Source organism: uncultured Ralstonia sp., assembly GCA_913056305.1.
Classification (GTDB): Bacteria; Pseudomonadota; Gammaproteobacteria; order Burkholderiales; family Burkholderiaceae; genus Ralstonia.
In genome coordinates this window covers 1-17564 of sequence record CAJXMR010000089.1, presented here as the reverse complement: position 1 = coordinate 17564, position 17564 = coordinate 1, and the positions used below count along the sequence as shown (strand labels likewise).

At 65.9% G+C, this 17564-nt stretch carries 19 protein-coding genes and 1 pseudogene; 15 read left to right on the top strand and 5 right to left on the bottom strand.

The features are described from left to right. The 8 genes and pseudogenes from QZ609_RS14890 to bfr form a co-directional block, all read left to right on the top strand. Positions 1-587, top strand: a pseudogene (locus QZ609_RS14890) (ammonia channel protein); the annotation flags it as partial. 389 nt (positions 588-976) lie between these two features. Then, entirely contained in the window at positions 977-2272 is a 1296-nt protein-coding gene (gshA, locus tag QZ609_RS14885; protein ID WP_295496231.1) for a glutamate--cysteine ligase, read from the top strand. Positions 2273-2299: 27 nt separating this feature from the next. Beyond that, positions 2300-3280: a glutathione synthase gene (gene gshB / locus QZ609_RS14880; RefSeq protein ID WP_295496228.1), complete on the top strand. Its 981-nt coding sequence runs from the start codon at positions 2300-2302 to the stop codon at positions 3278-3280. A gap of 110 nt (positions 3281-3390) precedes the next feature. Further along, positions 3391-3846, top strand: coding sequence for a PTS sugar transporter subunit IIA (locus QZ609_RS14875; protein WP_295496225.1), 456 nt, complete (start codon positions 3391-3393; stop codon positions 3844-3846). After that, on the top strand, positions 3815-4084 hold the full coding sequence (locus QZ609_RS14870; RefSeq protein WP_295496223.1) for an HPr family phosphocarrier protein: 270 nt from the start codon (positions 3815-3817) through the stop codon (positions 4082-4084). Before QZ609_RS14875 ends, QZ609_RS14870 begins: the two co-directional genes overlap by 32 nt. 23 nt (positions 4085-4107) lie before the next feature. Continuing rightward, entirely contained in the window at positions 4108-5859 is a 1752-nt protein-coding gene (ptsP, locus tag QZ609_RS14865) for a phosphoenolpyruvate--protein phosphotransferase (protein WP_295496221.1), read from the top strand. Positions 5860-6068: 209 nt separating this feature from the next. Beyond that, the gene (locus QZ609_RS14860; protein ID WP_295496218.1) at positions 6069-6344 is read left to right on the top strand and encodes a bacterioferritin-associated ferredoxin; all 276 of its coding nucleotides are present in this window, start codon (positions 6069-6071) and stop codon (positions 6342-6344) included. A gap of 132 nt (positions 6345-6476) precedes the next feature. Next, positions 6477-6965 (top strand): bacterioferritin, encoded by a 489-nt coding sequence (gene bfr, locus QZ609_RS14855; protein ID WP_295496215.1) that lies wholly within the window; start codon positions 6477-6479, stop codon positions 6963-6965. 78 nt (positions 6966-7043) lie between these two features. On the opposite strand, the gene moeB is transcribed toward bfr, so the two are convergent. The 3 genes from moeB to gpmA form a co-directional block, all read right to left on the bottom strand. Further along, on the bottom strand, positions 7044-7805 hold the full coding sequence (gene moeB, locus QZ609_RS14850) for a molybdopterin-synthase adenylyltransferase MoeB (RefSeq protein ID WP_295496211.1): 762 nt from the start codon (positions 7803-7805) through the stop codon (positions 7044-7046). A gap of 74 nt (positions 7806-7879) precedes the next feature. Beyond that, positions 7880-9454 (bottom strand): S41 family peptidase, encoded by a 1575-nt coding sequence (locus QZ609_RS14845; RefSeq protein ID WP_295496209.1) that lies wholly within the window; start codon positions 9452-9454, stop codon positions 7880-7882. 118 nt (positions 9455-9572) lie between these two features. Beyond that, entirely contained in the window at positions 9573-10319 is a 747-nt protein-coding gene (gene gpmA, locus QZ609_RS14840) for a 2,3-diphosphoglycerate-dependent phosphoglycerate mutase (RefSeq protein ID WP_295496206.1), read from the bottom strand. 175 nt (positions 10320-10494) lie between these two features. On the opposite strand from gpmA, the gene QZ609_RS14835 reads away from it, so the two are divergent. From QZ609_RS14835 to QZ609_RS14820, 4 genes are all read left to right on the top strand, one after another. Then, positions 10495-10917 (top strand): rhodanese-like domain-containing protein, encoded by a 423-nt coding sequence (locus tag QZ609_RS14835; RefSeq protein WP_295496204.1) that lies wholly within the window; start codon positions 10495-10497, stop codon positions 10915-10917. Between the two features lie 16 nt (positions 10918-10933). Continuing rightward, entirely contained in the window at positions 10934-11191 is a 258-nt protein-coding gene (gene grxC / locus QZ609_RS14830) for a glutaredoxin 3 (protein WP_295496201.1), read from the top strand. Positions 11192-11362: 171 nt separating this feature from the next. Beyond that, positions 11363-11881, top strand: a complete 519-nt coding sequence (gene secB / locus QZ609_RS14825; protein ID WP_295496198.1) for a protein-export chaperone SecB — start codon at positions 11363-11365, stop codon at positions 11879-11881. Between the two features lie 94 nt (positions 11882-11975). Beyond that, complete coding sequence (locus tag QZ609_RS14820; RefSeq protein ID WP_295496194.1) at positions 11976-12992, top strand: NAD(P)H-dependent glycerol-3-phosphate dehydrogenase; 1017 nt, start codon at positions 11976-11978, stop codon at positions 12990-12992. A gap of 21 nt (positions 12993-13013) precedes the next feature. On the opposite strand, the gene trmL is transcribed toward QZ609_RS14820, so the two are convergent. Both trmL and QZ609_RS14810 read right to left on the bottom strand, forming a co-directional pair. Then, positions 13014-13484, bottom strand: coding sequence for a tRNA (uridine(34)/cytosine(34)/5-carboxymethylaminomethyluridine(34)-2'-O)-methyltransferase TrmL (trmL, locus tag QZ609_RS14815; RefSeq protein ID WP_295496191.1), 471 nt, complete (start codon positions 13482-13484; stop codon positions 13014-13016). 112 nt (positions 13485-13596) lie between these two features. Next, positions 13597-14319 (bottom strand): ComF family protein, encoded by a 723-nt coding sequence (locus tag QZ609_RS14810; RefSeq protein WP_295496189.1) that lies wholly within the window; start codon positions 14317-14319, stop codon positions 13597-13599. Positions 14320-14424: 105 nt separating this feature from the next. Between QZ609_RS14810 and QZ609_RS14805 the strand changes: the two genes are divergently transcribed. From QZ609_RS14805 to coxB, 3 genes are all read left to right on the top strand, one after another. Next, the gene (locus QZ609_RS14805; protein WP_295496187.1) at positions 14425-15366 is read left to right on the top strand and encodes a methyltransferase domain-containing protein; all 942 of its coding nucleotides are present in this window, start codon (positions 14425-14427) and stop codon (positions 15364-15366) included. 193 nt (positions 15367-15559) lie between these two features. After that, positions 15560-16090, top strand: coding sequence for a DUF2244 domain-containing protein (locus QZ609_RS14800; protein WP_365901637.1), 531 nt, complete (start codon positions 15560-15562; stop codon positions 16088-16090). A gap of 49 nt (positions 16091-16139) precedes the next feature. After that, positions 16140-17396, top strand: a complete 1257-nt coding sequence (gene coxB, locus QZ609_RS14795) for a cytochrome c oxidase subunit II (protein WP_295496181.1) — start codon at positions 16140-16142, stop codon at positions 17394-17396. The last annotated feature ends 168 nt before the right edge of the window (positions 17397-17564 follow it).

The following is a 17564-nucleotide window of genomic DNA, read 5'->3' as shown; positions in this document are numbered from 1 at the left end:
CGGCCCTGGAAGCCAACGGCAGCGCCGCGCTGGCCTTCGTCAACACGCTGCTGGCCACCGCCGCCGCCGTGCTGTCGTGGAGCGTGGGTGAGTGGGTTGGCAAGAGCAAGCCGTCGATGCTGGGTGCCGCGTCGGGTGCCGTCGCCGGCCTGGTGGCGATCACCCCGGCCGCCGGCTACGTCGGCCCGATGGGCTCGATCGCGCTGGGCATCATCGCCGGCCTGATGTGCCTGTGGGGCGTGAACGGCCTCAAGCGCATGCTGGGCATGGACGACACGCTGGACGTGTTCGGCGTGCACGGCGTGGGCGGTATCCTGGGTGCACTGCTGACCGGCGTGTTCGCGGCCCCGAGCCTGGGCGGCACCGGCGTCTACGATTACGTCGCCAACAAGGTGGGCGACTACTCGATCGGCAGCCAGCTGTGGATCCAGCTGCAGGGCGTGTTGACCACCATCGTCTGGTCGGGCGTGGTGGCCTTCATCTCGTACAAGATCGTCGACGCGATCATCGGCCTGCGCGTGCCGGAAGAAGAGGAGCGCGAAGGCCTGGACATCACGTCCCACGGCGAAACCGCCTACGAAGACTGAGCATCCATCGCGGCATTTCACGAAAAACCCGGCCGCGCGCCGGGTTTTTTTGTCACCCCGACCGGACGTGCCTTAACTCCGATCTTAAAAAGCTTCAATTGCCTGACGTTATGCGGACGCTTACATTGCACACGTGGTTTCCTCCACCTGCAGAACGCTCCCCGTATCTGTCAGGCTATTCCCCAAGCGCGGCAGCCCCGCGCTTTTTTTTTTTGTCTGCGTTTTTTGAGCGCTGGCAACACCGCTGTCGTCACGCCATGTGACGCTCGTACCCCTCCCCCTTGCAGAACGGCGCGGCGACCACATATCGATAGACCTCCGCCGTCTGCAAGCAATTGTCCATTCCTCTACAATCGGAGTGGGCGATAAATTACATCAATAGGAAGGGTATGGTTCCGCACCTGATCACCGCGCTGAACGGGCCGCTGTTGGAGCTCGAGCAGAAGATTCTCGACGCCACGCCCGCCATCGAACGCTGGTTCCGCCTGGAATGGCAGGAACATACCCCGCCGTTCTACTGTTCGGTCGATTTGCGCAACGCCGGCTTCAAGCTGGCGCCGGTCGACACCAACCTGTTCCCCGGCGGCTTCAACAACCTGGCGCCCGAGATGCTGCCGCTGGCCGTGCAGGCCGCCATGGCCGCGATCGAGAAGATCTGCCCGGACGCCAAGAACCTGCTGCTGATCCCCGAGCGCCATACGCGCAACATGTTCTACCTGCAGAACGTGGCGCGCCTGTCGCAGATCATGCGCCAGGCCGGCTTGAATGTGCGCCTGGGCTCGCTGTCCGAAGACATCACCGAACCCACGCCGATCGACCTGCCCGACGGCCAGCGCCTGGTGGTCGAGCCGATCAAGCGCATCGGCACCAAGGACCGCCGCCTGGGCATGGACGACTTCGATCCATGCTCGATCCTGCTGAACAATGACCTGTCGGCCGGCGTGCCGCCCATCCTCGAGAACATCCACGAGCAATATCTGCTGCCGCCGCTGCATGCGGGCTGGTCGCAGCGGCGCAAGACCAACCACTTCGCGGCGTACGACGAGGTGGCCAAGAAGTTTGCCAAGCTGATCGACATCGACCCGTGGATGGTCAATCCGTACTTCACCAAGTGCAACGGCATCGACTTCCACGAGCGCACCGGTGAGGACGAACTCGCCCACGCCGTCGAGACCATCCTCAAGAAGACTGCCAAGAAATACAAGGAATACGGCATCAACGAGACGCCCTATGTGGTGGTCAAGGCCGATGCCGGCACCTACGGCATGGGCATCATGACCGTGCGCGATCCGTCCGAGGTTCGGGGCCTGAACCGGAAGGAACGCAACAAGATGAGCGTGGTCAAGGAAGGCCTCGAGGTGTCCGAAGTGATCGTGCAGGAAGGCGTGCACACCTTCGAGAAGATCAACGAGGCGGTGGCCGAGCCGGTTGTGTACATGATCGACCGCTACGTGGTCGGCGGGTTCTACCGGGTACACACGGGTCGCGGCGTGGACGAGAATCTGAACGCGCCGGGCATGCATTTCGTGCCGCTGCCGTTCGCCTCGAACTCGCTGCCGGACAGCCACGTCAAGCCCGGCTCGGGCGAGCCGAACCGCTTCTATATGTATGGCGTGGTGGCCCGCCTGGCCCTGCTGGCCGCGTCGCTCGAGCTCGAGAAGACCGACCCGAATCCGTTGATCTGATCGCCGTTTGCAGTCCCTGGAGTCCTCATGCGTATCCTGTTCATCGTCGATCCTCTGTCAACGTTCAAGATCTACAAGGATTCCACCTTCGCGATGATGCGCGAGGCGACGGCGCGCGGCTATGCCCTTTTCACCTGCCTGCAGTCGCAGCTGACGCTGTCGGGCAACGTGGTCGAGGCCGTCACCACGCCCATCGCCCTGACCGGCAATGAGGACGACGGCCACGACTGGTACCGCGCCGGTGACCCGCGCCTGCTGCCGCTCACCGGCTTCGACGCCGTAGTGATGCGCAAGGACCCGCCGTTCGACATGGAATACGTCACCAGCACCTGGCTGCTGGAGCTGGCCGAGCGCCAGGGCGCGCGCGTGTTCAACAAGCCGCAGGCGATCCGCGACCACTCCGAGAAACTGGCGATCGCGCAGTTCCGCGAGTTCACGGTGCCGACCATCGTTACGCGCGATGCCAGGCGCATCCGCGATTTTCATGCGGAGCAGGGCGACGTGATCCTCAAGCCGCTGGACGGCATGGGCGGCGCCGGCATCTTCCGCATCGGCCCGGACGGCATGAACCTGGGCGCCACGATCGAGACGCTCACCGATAACGGCGCGCGCACGATCATGGCCCAGCAGTACATCCCGGCCATCCGCGACGGCGACAAGCGCATCCTGCTGATCGGCGGCTCGCCGGTGCCGCATGCCCTGGCGCGCGTGCCGCAGGCGGGCGAAGTGCGCGGCAACCTGGCGGCGGGCGGTACGGGTCGCGCACAGCCGCTGTCGGAACGCGATCAGGTGATTGCGCATGCACTGGCGCCGATCCTGTGGCAGCGCGGCCTGCTGCTGGTCGGCCTGGATGTGATCGGCGACTACCTCACCGAGGTCAACGTCACCAGCCCGACCTGCTTCCAGGAAATCACGCAGCAGACCGGCTTCAACGTCGCCGGCATGTTCATTGATGCGCTGGAGCGGGCGGCGGGCAAGACCAGCGGGCTGGGGCGCAAGCAGGCCTGAGGTGCCCTGCGGGCAGGCATCCCCCTCTGGGGGCAGAACCGCCACATCGGGCCACAAATGGCGCAACCTGCCCTGATACAATTGGTCTCACACCGATTCGCTTTTCGATCATGGCAGGGATTCTGATCATCGCGCACGCGCCGCTGGCCAGCGCGTTGCGAGATTGCGCGGCACACGTGTATTGCGGCCAGCCCGAACGGCTGGCAGCGATCGACGTCTTGCCCGATGCCGAGCCGGCTGCTGTGCTGGCGCAGGCGCGCGCCCAGCTCGACACGCTGGTGGAGGACAACGGCGCGTTGGTGCTCACCGACATCTTCGGCGCCACGCCCGCCAACATCGCCTCGCGTCTGGCCGATCCGGGCCGCGTGCGCGTGCTGGCCGGCGTCAACCTGCCGATGCTGGTGCGCGCCATCTGCTACCGCACCGAGAAGCTGGATCAGCTCGCCACCAAGGCCTTGGCCGGCGGTGCGCAAGGCGTACTGCAGGTCGGCTCGACGGCCGTTCAGAACCAGGTTGCCAACCATCCGGACAAATATGCTGCAGAGGGATATCACCATCATCAATAAGCTCGGGCTGCACGCTCGCGCCTCCGCCAAACTCACGCAGCTCGCCAGCAAGTTCGACAGCCACATCAAGATGTCGCGCAACGGCCGCCAGGTCGATGCGAAGAGCATCATGGGCGTGATGATGCTGGCAGCAGGCATCGGCTCCACCGTTTCGCTGGAGGTCGAAGGCCCCGACGAGCATGACGCCATGGAAGGCCTGGTCGCACTCATTAACGACCGCTTCGGCGAAGGCGAATAAGCAAGTTTCTCTACGGCGCTCCTATGCCATTCACCCTGCACGGCATCCCGGTTTCGCGCGGCATCGCCATCGGGCGTGCCCACATGCTGGCGCGCGCGGCGCTGGATGTCTCGCACTACCTCGTCGACGAAGACAAGCTCGATACCGAGGTGGAGCGCCTGCGCGCGGCCCGCGCCACGGTGCGTGCCGAGCTGGTGACGCTCAAGCGCGAATTGCCCGCTGACGCGCCCGAGGAGCTGAGCGCCTTCCTGGCCGTGCACGCAATGTTCGTCGACGATCCGCACCTGTCGCTGGCGGCGGAGAAGCTGATCCGCGAGCGCCGCTACAACGCGGAGTGGGCGCTGACCACGCAGCTTGAAGAGCTGATCCGCCAGTTTGGCGAGATCGAGGACGCCTACCTGCGCGAGCGCAAGGCCGACATCGAGCAGGTGGTCGAGCGCATCCTCAAGGTGCTGGCCGGCGCGCCGGTGCTGGCACCTGCGCCGGTGTCGGCGGGCTGCGACCCGGACGCCGGCATGATCGTCGTCGCACACGACATCGCGCCGGCCGACATGCTGCAGTTCCGCGGCCAGACCTTCGCCGGCTTCGTCACCGACACGGGCGGGCGCACCTCGCACACCGCCATCGTCGCGCGCAGCCTGGACATCCCGGCGGCGGTGGGCGTGCACAACGCCAGCACCCTGATCCGCCAGGACGACCGCATCATCATCGACGGCGACAACGGTATCGTCATCGTCGACCCGAGCGCGCCCATCCTCGAGGAATACCGTCATCGCCGCAGCGAGGGCGAGCTGCAGAAGAAGCGCCTCGAGCGCCTGCGCCACACCCCCACCGTCACGCTCGACGGCACGCAGATCGACCTGCTTGCCAACATCGAGATGCCGGAGGACGCCGCTGCTGCGCTGTCCGCCGGCGCCGTGGGCGTGGGCCTGTTCCGTTCCGAATTCCTCTTCATGAACCGGCGCGGCGCGCTGCCCGACGAGGAAGAGCAGTTCCGCGCCTACCGCACGGCGGTCGAATCGATGAAGGGGCTGCCGGTCACCATCCGCACCATCGACATCGGCGCCGACAAGCCGCTCGACATCCGCGACGACCAGTTCGAGACCGCGCCCAACCCGGCGCTGGGGCTGCGTGCGATCCGCTGGTCATTGTCGGAGCCGGCCATGTTCCTCACGCAGCTGCGGGCGTTGCTGCGCGCATCGGCCTTCGGGCCGGTGAAGATTCTCGTGCCGATGCTCGCGCACGCCCGCGAGATCGACCAGACGCTGGATCTGCTCGAACGCGCCAAGGCCTCGCTCGAAGCCGACGGCCTGCCGTTCGACGCGACCATCAAGGTCGGCGCCATGATCGAGATCCCGGCCGCTGTGCTGATCCTGCCGGTGTTCCTGCGCCGCATGGATTTCCTCTCGATCGGCACCAACGACCTGATCCAGTACACGCTGGCGATCGACCGCGCCGACAATGCCGTTGCGCATCTGTACGACCCGCTGCATCCGGCTGTGCTGCAACTGATCGGGCGCACCATCCGCGATGCGCACCATGCCGGTGTGCCGGTCTCGGTGTGCGGCGAGATGGCAGGGGATGCCGCCATGACGCGCCTGCTGCTCGGCATGGGGCTGACGGAATTCTCGATGCAGCCGGCGCAGTTGCTGAGCGTCAAGCAGCAGATCTTGCGTGCCGACCGGCCCCGCCTGATGCGCGAAGTCGACCGTCTCCTGCACGCCTGCGAGCCCACCGAGATCCAGGACGCCCTCGGCGCTTTGGCGCGCGCCTGACTCGCGCTTGCCGTTGCGCCGGCGCGTCGCTGCGGCCGACGCTTTCGCATTCTAAGTGATTGAAATTGCACGTTTTTCCGTGAAAAGACGGCTTGCGTGCACCCCCATATCCCTGCCTGCGTTATGGGGTCGAACAAGAATTGTTCTCATTTCCATTCTCTGCTATTCTGGTCCGGCAGCGCGTTCTGAGCGTTGCTGGAGGAACCCCCGTGTACGTCTGCATCTGCAACCAAGTGACCGACCGCGAAATCCATGGCGCCGCCCGTCTGGGCGTCTCGACGATGGACGAACTCGCTGACACGCTCGGCGTGGGCACCTGCTGCGGACAATGCCGGGACTGCGCCAAGCAGGTGCTCGCCGAAGCGGTGAGCTGCATTCCTATTGATCAAGTGTTGGGCCGTGCCAGCACGCATGCCATAATCGAGCGTCGCGACGAGCCCGTCGCCAATGACCAGGCCGTGATGGCCCGCGCGTTGGCCGCCTGATCCCCCCGTCTGTTTTTCTGCCGCGACTTGCCGCCCGGGCGCCCGCCTCGGCGGCATGTGTTGTTGGCTCAGGCACAGGGCTCGCCTTGAACGGACGCGTGCGTGCGTCCTCCACTTGCAGGAGCCCGAAGCATGGCAAAAAAACCGAAGGACCCCAAGGTCGTCGCCCATCTGAACGCCCAGCTCAAGAACGAGCTGACGGCGATCAACCAGTATTTCCTCCACGCGCGCATGTATCGCCACTGGGGGCTCAAGCGCATCGGCGACCACGAATACCAAGAGTCCATCGGCGAGATGAAGCACGCCGACCGCCTGATCGAACGCATCCTGATGCTCGACGGCCTGCCCAATCTGCAGGACCTCGGCAAGGTGATGATCGGCGAGGACACCAAGGAAATGCTCGAGTGCGACCTGAAGCTGGAGAAGGGCGCGCACACCACGGTGGTCGAGGCAATCGCCTACTGTGAGTCGGTCCGCGACTACGTCAGCCGCGAGATCTTCGTCGAGATCCTCGACGACACCGAAGAGCACATCGACTGGCTGGAAACGCAGCTGGACCTGATCGAGAAGGTCGGTATCCAGAACTACCTGCAGTCGCAGATGGAGCCGGAAGGCGAGTAAGTTCGCCGGACGCGCAAAGAGAAAGGAGGCCTCGGCCTCCTTTTTTGTTGTCTGCGTGCGGCGCGGTTCAGTGCGGGCTCAGTTCGAGTTTCCGTGCATTGCGCCGCAGACCGGGCACGAAGGCTGGCGTGCCACGCGCATCGTCGTCCACTCCATCGACAGCCCATCGAGCATCAACAGGCGCCCGGCGAGTGAACGGCCGATGCCCGCCGCCAGCTTGAGCGCTTCCGCCGCCTGCACCGTGCCGACCATGCCGACCAGCGGCGCGAACACGCCCATGGTGGCGCAGGCCACGTCAGGCGCCGGCTCGTCGGGCGGGAACAGGCAGCCGTAGCAGGGGCCGCCGGCACGGCTGTCGAACACGCTGATCTGCCCATCGAAGCGGATGGCCGCGCCCGACACCAGCGGCACGCCAGCCCGCACGCAGGCCAGGTTGGCGGCCTGGCGCGTGGCGAAGTTGTCGGAGCAGTCCAGCAGCACCGTCACGCCGTCGAGCAGTGCGCCGATGCCCTCCGCATCGAGCCGGCGCTGCACGATGTGCACGCGCACCTCCGGGTTCAGCCGCGCAATCGCCTGTTGTGCCGACTCGACCTTGGGATGCCCGACCGATGCGGTGGTGTGGATGATCTGACGCTGCAGGTTGGTCAGGTCGACCGTGTCGTCGTCGACGATGGTGAGCGTGCCGAGGCCGGCTGCCGCCAGGTAGGGTAGGGCTGCCGCACCCAGGCCGCCGGCGCCGATCACCAGCGCATGCGCGGCGAGCAGCCGCGTCTGCCCCTCGATGCCGATCTCGTCGAGCAGGATATGGCGGGAGTAGCGCAGCAGTTGGTCGTCGTTCATGGCGCGGTGAGAATGAAAAAGGCCGTGCGTCGCACGGCCTTGCAAGCTTAGCGCGTCTGCCGACGCGTGGCGGATCAGCGCGTGCCGGTCGGTTCCGGGAGCGGGGTCACGCCGCTGGCGGGAACCGCCGGTGCGGCCGGCTTGGCCTTGGGCGCGGCGTCGGTCGACGCCTTGCCCGGCTTGGCCGCCTTGTCCGACGTCGCCACCGTTTCCAGCACCGACTTCGAACGCTTGACCGGCTGGCCCTTCAGGTCGGCGATCGCCTGCTGCAGCATGAAGTCGTCGGTCGAGCCGAACTCGATCGGTTTCTTGTTGCGTTCCTTCTCGCGCTGCTCGGGCGTCTTCTTGGCGTTTTCTTCTTCCAGTCGGCGCAGCTCTTCGACGCGGCGCTTCTCGCGCTCGGTCATCTCCGGCTCTTCCGACTCCTGCTTGTTGTGCAGGTGGTGCTCGGTGTCGATCTCGCGGGTGATCAGTGCGTCGTCCGGATCGCCTTCGGGGTTCTGGTCGACCGGGATGTCCGGGCGGATGCCCTTGGCCTGGATCGACTTGCCCGACGGCGTGTAGTAGTACGCGATCGTCAGCTTGATGCCGGTGTCGTTCGACAGCGGGCGCACGGTCTGCACCGAGCCCTTGCCGAAGGAGGTCTTGCCCATCGTCTTGGCGCGGTGGTGGTCCTGCAGCGCGCCCGCCACGATTTCCGATGCCGACGCCGTGTAGGCATTGGTCAGCACCACGATCGGCACGGTCTTGAACTCGGGGTTGAGGTCGACCAGCGGATCGGTGTCGAAGTTGCTCAGGCGGTAGTTGGCAAAGTTGGCCTTGTACACGCGCTTGGCGTCCGGCACCTGGCCGTTGGTGGAGACCACCGTCACGTCCGGCGGCAGGAAGGCAGCGGCAACGCCCACAGCAGCCTGCAGCACGCCGCCGCCGTTGTTGCGCAGGTCAAGGATCACGCCCTTGAGGTGCGGGTCCTGGCGCGCCAGGTCGTTCAGCTTCTTGGCCAGGTCCGGCGTGGTGCGTTCTTGGAAGCTGGTGATGCGCACCCAGGCGATGCCGTCGGACAGCATCTTGACCTTGACCGACTGCACCTGGATCTCGGCGCGGGTGATGGTGAGCGGGAAAGTACGCTCTTCCTTCTTGCGGTAGATGGTGAGCGTGACCTTGGTACCCGGTGCCCCGCGCATGCGCTTGACGGCTTGCTCCAGCGGCATGCCGCGCACCGGCTTGTCGTCGATGCGGGTGATCAGGTCGCCCGGCTGCACGCCGGCGCGGAAGGCAGGGGTGTCCTCGATCGGGTTGATGACCTTGACCAGGCCCTCTTCCTGCGAGATCTCGATGCCCAGGCCCGCGAAGCGGCCTTGCGTGCCTTCCTGCAGCTCCTGGAAGTCTTTCTTGTCCAGGTAGGCCGAATGCGGGTCGAGGCTGGCGACCATGCCCTTGATGGCTTCGGTCAGCAGCTTGTCGTCGTCCACCGGCTCGACGTACTCACGCTTGATCTGGCCAAAGATGTCGGCCATGAGCCTGAGCTTTTCCAGCGGCAGCGGCCCGACCGTCGCGTTCTGCGCGGTGGCGGAAAGCTGGAGCGTCGCCAGGACCCCGGTGACGAGGCCGATGGCGATCAGGCTGATGTTCTTGAGCGAAGTTCGCATGTGTCGAGGGCGGACGTGGGTACGGTAGATAAACTTGGCCCGGGGCGGCTGGCGCACGTCCCGGGCTTTGAGGCTTCGACAGTATAAAGGCGTTGAGGTGCCCCTGCGCCGTTACGCTTTATTTCGACTTGCCCTGGCTCGCCACGGCGGCGAGCGATGCGGCAATCGCTTCCTGGTCGCCCAGGTAGTAGTGGCGGATCGGCTTGAGGTTGGCGTCCAGCTCATACACCAGCGGCGTGCCGTTGGGGATGTTCAGGCCGACGATGTCGGCGTCGGAGATGCCATCCAGGTACTTCACCAGCGCGCGGATGCTGTTGCCGTGCGCGGCGATCACCACGCGCTGGCCGCTCTTGATGGCCGGGGCGATGGATTCTTCCCACAGCGGCAGCACGCGCGCCACGGTGTCCTGCAGGCATTCGGTCAGGGGCACCTGCTCGCGCGACAGGCCCGCGTAGCGCGGGTTGCCGAAGGCGTCGTTCTCGGCGCCAGGCTCCAGGGCGGGCGGCGGGGTGTCGTAGCTGCGACGCCAGACCAGCACCTGCTCGTCGCCGAACTTGGCGGCGGTCTCGGCCTTGTTCAGGCCCGACAGCGCGCCATAGTGGCGTTCGTTCAGGCGCCATTCGTTGCGGGTCGGGATCCACATCAGGTCCATTTCGTCCTGGACGTGCCACAGCGTGCGGATCGCGCGCTTGAGCACCGAGGTGTAGGCCAGGTCGAAGGTGAAGCCGGCTTCGCGCAACAGGCGACCGCCTTGGCGCGCTTGGGCGACGCCCGTCTCGGTCAGGTCGACGTCGACCCAGCCGGTGAAGCGGTTTTCCAGATTCCACGTCGATTCGCCGTGGCGGATGAGAACAAGCTTATGCATGACAGCCATGATGAGAAGTGAGAAAACCTGCACGCGGCCCGGTCGATGCGTCATCGTGTGGCCGCCGAAACCGGTTATTTTATAATGCCGCCGGCGCTGTGCCCCCGAATCGTTCGGATGACGCGCAGCGTCGGCTGCCGCACTGGCCGCCAGCCCATTCCAGGAAACCGATACCGTGAAGTTCTTCGCCGATTACAACAACCTCGCCCTGCTTGCCGTCGCCATCGTTTCGGGTCTGCTGCTGGTCTGGTCCTCCGTCCAGCGCCTGATCGCCGGCGGTGGCGGTGCCAAGGTGAGCGCTTCTGCCGCCACCCAGATGATCAACCGCCGCAATGCCGTGGTGGTGGACGTGCGCGAGAGTGCCGAATACGCCGCCGGGCACCTGCCGCAAGCGAAGCATGCGCCGCTCGGCGAGTTGGAAGGCAAGGCCGCCGGCCTTGCAAAGAACAAAGAGACCCCCATCATCCTCGTATGCCAGACCGGCCAGCGTGCAGGGAAGGCGCAAGCAGTGTTGAAGCAGGCCGGTTACAGTGAGGTCTATTCGCTCGAGGGCGGATTGGCCGCCTGGCAGCAGGCAGGCCTGCCGGTCGTCAAATAAGCACAACGAGGTTTCTATGGCTCACGTGGTCATGTACAGCACCACCGTCTGCCCCTATTGCGTGGCAGCGGAAAAACTCCTGAAGCAGCGCGGCGTCGAGCAGATCGAGAAGATCCTGATCGACCGCGAGCCCGGCCGCCGCGAAGAGATGATGACGCGCACCAACCGCCGCACCGTGCCGCAGATCTATATCGACGAGCGCCATATCGGCGGCTTCGATGATCTCTCCGCGCTGGACCGCGAAGGCGGACTGGTGCCGCTGCTGGCCGCATAACCCGGCAGGATGCGTGCCACACACAGCGCCCGGCTTTGACCGGGCGTTGTACTTTTAGGCCCACTCCCATGGTGGGCGCCATTGCGTCATGTACCATACGCGTCTTGCGCCCGGGGCAGTCTCCGGCGCGCACTGATCACACACCTATTTCGACTATTTCGAAGGCGAGTCATGAGCGACCAGCAACAGCAGCAACCGGGCCAGGACGGCCAGCCGTTCTTCAACATTCAGCGCGTCTACCTGAAGGACCTGTCGCTGGAACAGCCGAACTCGCCGCACATCTTCCTCGAGCAGGAACAGCCGACCGTGGAAGTGCAGGTGGACGTGTCCGCCGCGCAGCTGGCCGAGGGCGTATTCGAAGTGGTGGTGATCGGCACGGTCACGACCAAGGTGCAAGAGAAGGTCGCCTTCCTGGTGGAAGCCAAGCAAGCCGGCATCTTCGACATCCGCAACGTGCCGGCCGAGCAGATGGACCCGCTGCTGGGCATCGCCTGCCCGACCATCGTGTACCCGTACCTGCGCTCGAACATCGCCGACACCATCGGCCGCGCTGGCTTCCAGCCGATCCACCTGGCCGAGATCAACTTCCAGGCCCTGTACGAGCAACGCCTGGCGGCCGCCATGGAGCAGGCGCAAGCTGCCGGCAACAGCGGTCTGGTGATGCCGGACGGCTCGAAGGCCACGCACTAAAGAACGATGGCGCATCGCGCCTGATGCCCGCGCTGGCCGACTGCTCGCGCGGGCATTTTTTTTGGCTGACTGGACTGACACCGAATTGAAGCGCATGCGAATTTCCGTTCTGGGTGCCGGCGCCTGGGGCACCGCCCTGGCCAGCCACGCCGCGCAATCGCACGATGTCGTGCTGTGGGGTCGCGACGCGACTCTGGTCGCGCAAATGGCCGCCGGGCACGTCAACGAGGCCTACCTGCCGGGCATGGCGTTGCACGCAGCGCTGCGTTTCGAGGCCAATTTGCAGGCCGCACTCGACCATGCTGCAGGTGACGATGCAATGGCCATCATCGCCTCACCGGTCGCGGGGCTGGCGGAGATGACGCGTGCGGTGGCCGCGCACGGCGGCGTGCGCAACGTGATCTGGTTGTGCAAGGGCTTCGACCCGCAGACCGGCGCGCTGCCCCATGCCATCGTCGCCGAGGTGCTGGCGCAGACCGGGCGCATCGATCTCGCGACGGGCGTGCTGTCCGGCCCGAGCTTTGCGAAGGAAGTCGCGCAGGGGTTGCCGTGCGCGATGACGGTGGCCTCCACCAGTGAGGCGCTGTGCAAGCTCACGCAACGTGGCTTCCACCACCACGCGATGCGTGTCTACGCGAGCGACGACCTGGTCGGCGTAGAGGTGGGCGGCGCAGTGAAGAACGTGCTGGCGATCGCAACCGGTGCGGCCGATGGCCTGGGTCTTGGCCTGAATGCGCGCGCCGCGCTGGTGACGCGCGGCCTGGCCGAGATGACGCGCTTGGGGCTGGCCCTGGGCGGACGCCCCGAAACCTTCATGGGCCTGACCGGCATGGGCGACCTGCTGCTCACGGCCACTGGCGACCTGTCTCGCAACCGCACCGTCGGCATGCAGCTCGCGCAGGGCCGCACGCTCGACGAAATCCTGGCGCACCTCGGCCACGTGGCCGAAGGGGTGCGCTGCGCCCAGGCGGTCGCGGCCCTGGCGCGCGCCAACGGCGTGGACATGCCGATCACCTTTACGGTGTGCGAGGTGCTCTTCAACGGTCTTGCGCCGGCGCGCGCGGTCGACCGGCTGCTGCAGCGCGACGCGAAGTCCGAGTCCGCGCGCTAAGCCTTGCAGGAGGGCGGCGCCTCAGACGCCGCCTTCGAACCCGTTCTGCCGCCACGCCTCGAACACCACCACCGCCACGGTGTTCGACAGGTTCAGGCTGCGGTTGTTGGGCCGCATCGGCAGGCGGATGCGTTGCGCGGGCGGAAACCATTCGCGCCGCTGCTCCGACAGCCCACGCGTTTCCGAACCGAACACGAACCAGTCGCCCGGCTGGAACGCCAGGCTGGCAAACGGCGTCGAGCCGCGTGTGGTGAGCGCGAACATGCGCGCCGGATCGGGCTGCGCGTCGCGCAGGAAGGCTTCCCAGTCGGCGTGCACGCGCATCGTCGCGTATTCGTGATAGTCCAGACCGGCGCGGCGCATGCGCGCGTCTTCGAGCGGAAAGCCCAGTGGTTCGATCAGATGCAGCTGCGCGCCGGTGTTGGCGCACAGGCGGATCACGTTGCCCGTATTGGGCGGGATTTCGGGCTCGACGAGGACGACGTTGAACATGGGTGCGGGCAGACGACGCGGACAGACAATTTTCGGCGGCGAGCTTATCTAGATTGATGAGGGTTGTCACCTTGCCACAGGTGACGCGACATGATGTCGCACAAGCACAGCGCTAGGGCGTGCGCAAGACGACACAGTTGGTGACGCGCGCAGCGCCCGCGCGCTTGAGCTGCGTGGCGATCTCGCCGAGGGTGGCGCCGGTGGTCATCACGTCGTCGACCACGCCGATGTGGCGGCCGGCGATGCGGGCCGGGTCGGCCACGCGGAATGCGCCTTGCAGGTTTTCCAGCCGTTGCTCGCGATCGAGCGCGGATTGGGCGGGGTTGTCGCGCAGCCGGTGCAGCACGCTCACGCTCGCCGGAACGCCGAGCTGCACGCCTAGCCGTCGCGTCACCTCCCACGCCTGGTTGTAGCCGCGCGAGCGCAACCGCTGGGCGGATAGCGGCACCGGCAGCAGCAGTTCCGGCAGCGCACCCGGCGCCGCGAGCAACGCCTCGCCGAGCCGCTCGGCCAACCATGCCGCCAGCGGCAGTTGGGCGCGAAATTTCAATCCGGTGACAAGGTGGTCGAGCGGCCAGGCGTAGTCGGCGACGGCGACGGTGGCATCGTAGTCGGGCGCGCCCGCCAGGCAGGCGTCGCAGTGGCGGGCGCGATGGCGTGCGGACAACGGTATCGCGCACTGGACGCAGCGGCGCCCCGCCAGCAGCGGAGCGATGTCCGCGAGGCAGCCCGCGCAGACGAGGTCGCGCTGGATGGCGCCGCATAGCGCGCAAGCGCACGGCAACAGGTGGCGCAGGCCGGCGCCCAGTAGGTGTCGCAAGGTGTGGCGGGACATGGCAAAAGCCGCCATCGGAGCCGATTTGCGGGCGCTGCGCCATCGGACGGCGCCTGAAACGGGGCCCCGGTATACTGACCGGCCGCCGCACAGCCTCATCTCGTGATGTCCGACCCCGTTCTCGCCCGTCCTGCCGCCTTGCGGCGCGCCTTCGACCGCCGCGCCGCGCGCTTCGCCCAGGTGGATTTCCTGCTGCGCGAAGTCGGTGAGCGGATGCAGGACCGCTTGTCGTACATCAAGCTGGCCCCGGCGCGTGCGCTGGACCTGGGCTGCGGCCTCGGGCAAGGGCTGGCGGTGCTGCGCGCGCAGTATCCGGACGCGCAGATCTGCGGGCTGGACTGGTCAGCCGCCATGCTGGCGCGCGCCCAGCAGCTCGACCCGCAGCGCACCGATGCCGGCTGGCTGGGTCGGTTGCTGCGCAAGCGCCCCGTCTTCGATTTCGCCCAGGCGGACTTCCGCGCACTGCCGTTCGCCAATGCGTCGTTCGACCTGCTGTGGTCGAACCTGGCGCTGCATTGGGACCCGTCGCCGCACGCGATCTTCCCGGAATGGCACCGCGTGGCGGCCGAGGGCGGCCTGCTGATGTTCAGCCTGTTCGGCCCCGACACCCTGCGCGAGCTGCGCAGCGCGCTGGCCGGCATCGACGCGGGCGTGCACACGCTGCGCTTTGTCGATATGCATGACATTGGCGACATGCTGGTGGAGGGCCGCTGGTCCACGCCCGTCATGGACATGGAGCAGATCACCATCACCTATGAGACGCCGCAGGCCCTGCTGGCCGACGTGCATCTGCTGGGCGGGATGGCAGGGCTGGTGGATGCGGAGGGCCGCGCGTTGGCCGGCCTCGGCCTGCACACACCGCGCTGGCGCCAAGATCTGTTCGATGCGCTCGATGCGCAGCGCAACCCCGACGGCTTGATTCCACTCACCTTCGAAATCGTTTACGGCCACGCCTGGAAGCTGGCGCAGCCGGCAAAGCAGGCGTTGGACGACCAGGGGCGGGCCGTGATTTCCGTCGACCAGATCGGGCGCAAACCGCGCAGCTGATGCGCTTTTCGGGGCCGCAACGGCATTTGGCGGCACCTTGTCAAGCCGGGACTTGCATAAAGCGCTTTGCCTTGTTCGAGGTCAATGCGGGCCATATAATGCGCCAGTTTGTCGCAGCAGTCCCCTAAAGGCCTTTCCCGTTTTTTGCCACGGGCGAACCGATCGGGTATGCATCCGAGGCAGGAGTGGTTCAATGCACGACATTGCGAATGTATGCGTTGATACTGCGCTCCAGCCAGCATGCGGCGCCTCCTGCATCCCGGAACCGCCGCGGAAGAACTGGCTCATGAAGCGAAGCACTTCGCTTTCACCCCGCCAGGTCGGCTGGTTCTATCTCTCGTTTGTCATCCTCTCGTTCGTGATCGCTTCGTTCTTTGCGTGGCAAGGGGCGTGGTTTGTGCTGCCGTTTTCGGGGTTTGAGGTCGCGGCCCTGGGATGGGCGTTGCTGTACCATGCCCGGCACGCCTCCGACTACGAGCGCATCCGGCTGGATGCCGATGCGCTCGTGATCGAACAGGTGAGCGCTGGCCGGTCGGTGCGCCACGTGTTCAATCCGCGCTGGTTGCGGGTGGAACTTGGGGACCCGCTGCGAGAGCAGGTCGCGCTGTGTTCGAGCGGGCGCGTTGTGCGGGTGGGGCGGTTTCTCGACCCTGCTGGCCGGCGGCGGCTCGCTGACGAGCTTTCCCGGTGTTTGGGACTTGGGTCGCCAGCCCATGTCCCTTGAGCCTCGCACCGGGGCAGAGTGGAATCTGTAAATTGTGGGACAACGAAAAATGAAAATGTTGAATAAGACATTGGCAAGTTTGCTGGCGGCAGGTTCGCTCCTCGCCTTCGGTCAAACGGCCCTGGCAGTGGAAGACATGCCGGGCGGCCCCGCGGTGCTGCAACTGAATCTCACGCCTCCGGTCACCAAGATCGCCGCCGAGATCCACTGGCTGCACTGGATGATGCTGATCATCTGTATCGTGATCTTCATCGGCGTGTTCGGGGTGATGTTCTACTCCATTCTCAAGCACCGCAAATCGCTCGGCCACAAGCCGGCGACGTTCCACGAAAGCACCACGGTTGAAATCATCTGGACCATCGTGCCGTTCCTGATCGTGATCGGGATGGCGCTGCCGGCCACGCGCGCCGTGGTCGCGATGAAGGACACCACCAACTCCGACCTCACCATCAAGGCCACCGGCTACCAGTGGAAGTGGGGCTACGACTACATCAAGGGCGAAGGCGAGGGCATCTCGTTCCTGTCCACGCTCACCACCCCGCGCGACCAGATCGACAACCAAGCGCCCAAGAGCACCACGTACCTGATCGAGGTCGACAACGAGGTAGTCGTGCCGGTCAACCGCAAGGTGCGCATCGTCACCACCGCCAACGACGTCATCCACTCGTGGGCGATCCCGTCCTTTGGCGTGAAGCAGGATGCGATTCCGGGCTTCGTGCGCGACACGTGGTTCAAGGCCGAGAAGGTCGGCGTGTACCGCGGCCAGTGCTCTGAGCTGTGCGGCAAGGAACACGCCTTCATGCCGATCGTCGTGCGCGTGGTGTCCGACGCCGACTACACCAAGTGGGTCGACGGCAAGAAGAAGGACATGGCCGCCAAGGCGGACGACCCCAACAAGACCTACACGCTGGACGAGCTGAAGACGCGTGGCGAGAAGGTCTACACCGCCAACTGCGCGGTCTGCCACCAGCCGAACGGCAAGGGCGGCGGTCCGTTCCCGGCGCTGGACGGCTCCAAGATCGCCAACGGCCCGCTGGCCGACCACGTGAGCATCGTGCTGCATGGCAAGGCCGCGATGCCGCCCTGGGCCTCGGCGCTCAACGATGTGGAGATCGCCTCCGTCATCACCTATGAGCGCAACAACTGGGGCAATCACACCAACGACGTGCTGCAGCCGACCCAGGTGAAGGAAGCTCGCGGCGGCAAGATGCCCGAAGGCGGCGGCGCCAAGACCGCCGCGGCCGCGCCCGCCGGCAAGGTGGCCACCCAACAAGTGACTGCGGCCCAAGACCGCAGCGCAAGCTGATTGATCGTCTGCGTGACGAAACGAATCCAAGGAGTTCTGTGATGAGCACCGCTGTTACGCACCCGCAAGATCAGGCGCACGGTCATGGAGACGACCACGCGCACGACCACCCACACGGCTGGCGCCGTTGGCTGTTCGCGACCAACCACAAGGACATCGGTACGCTGT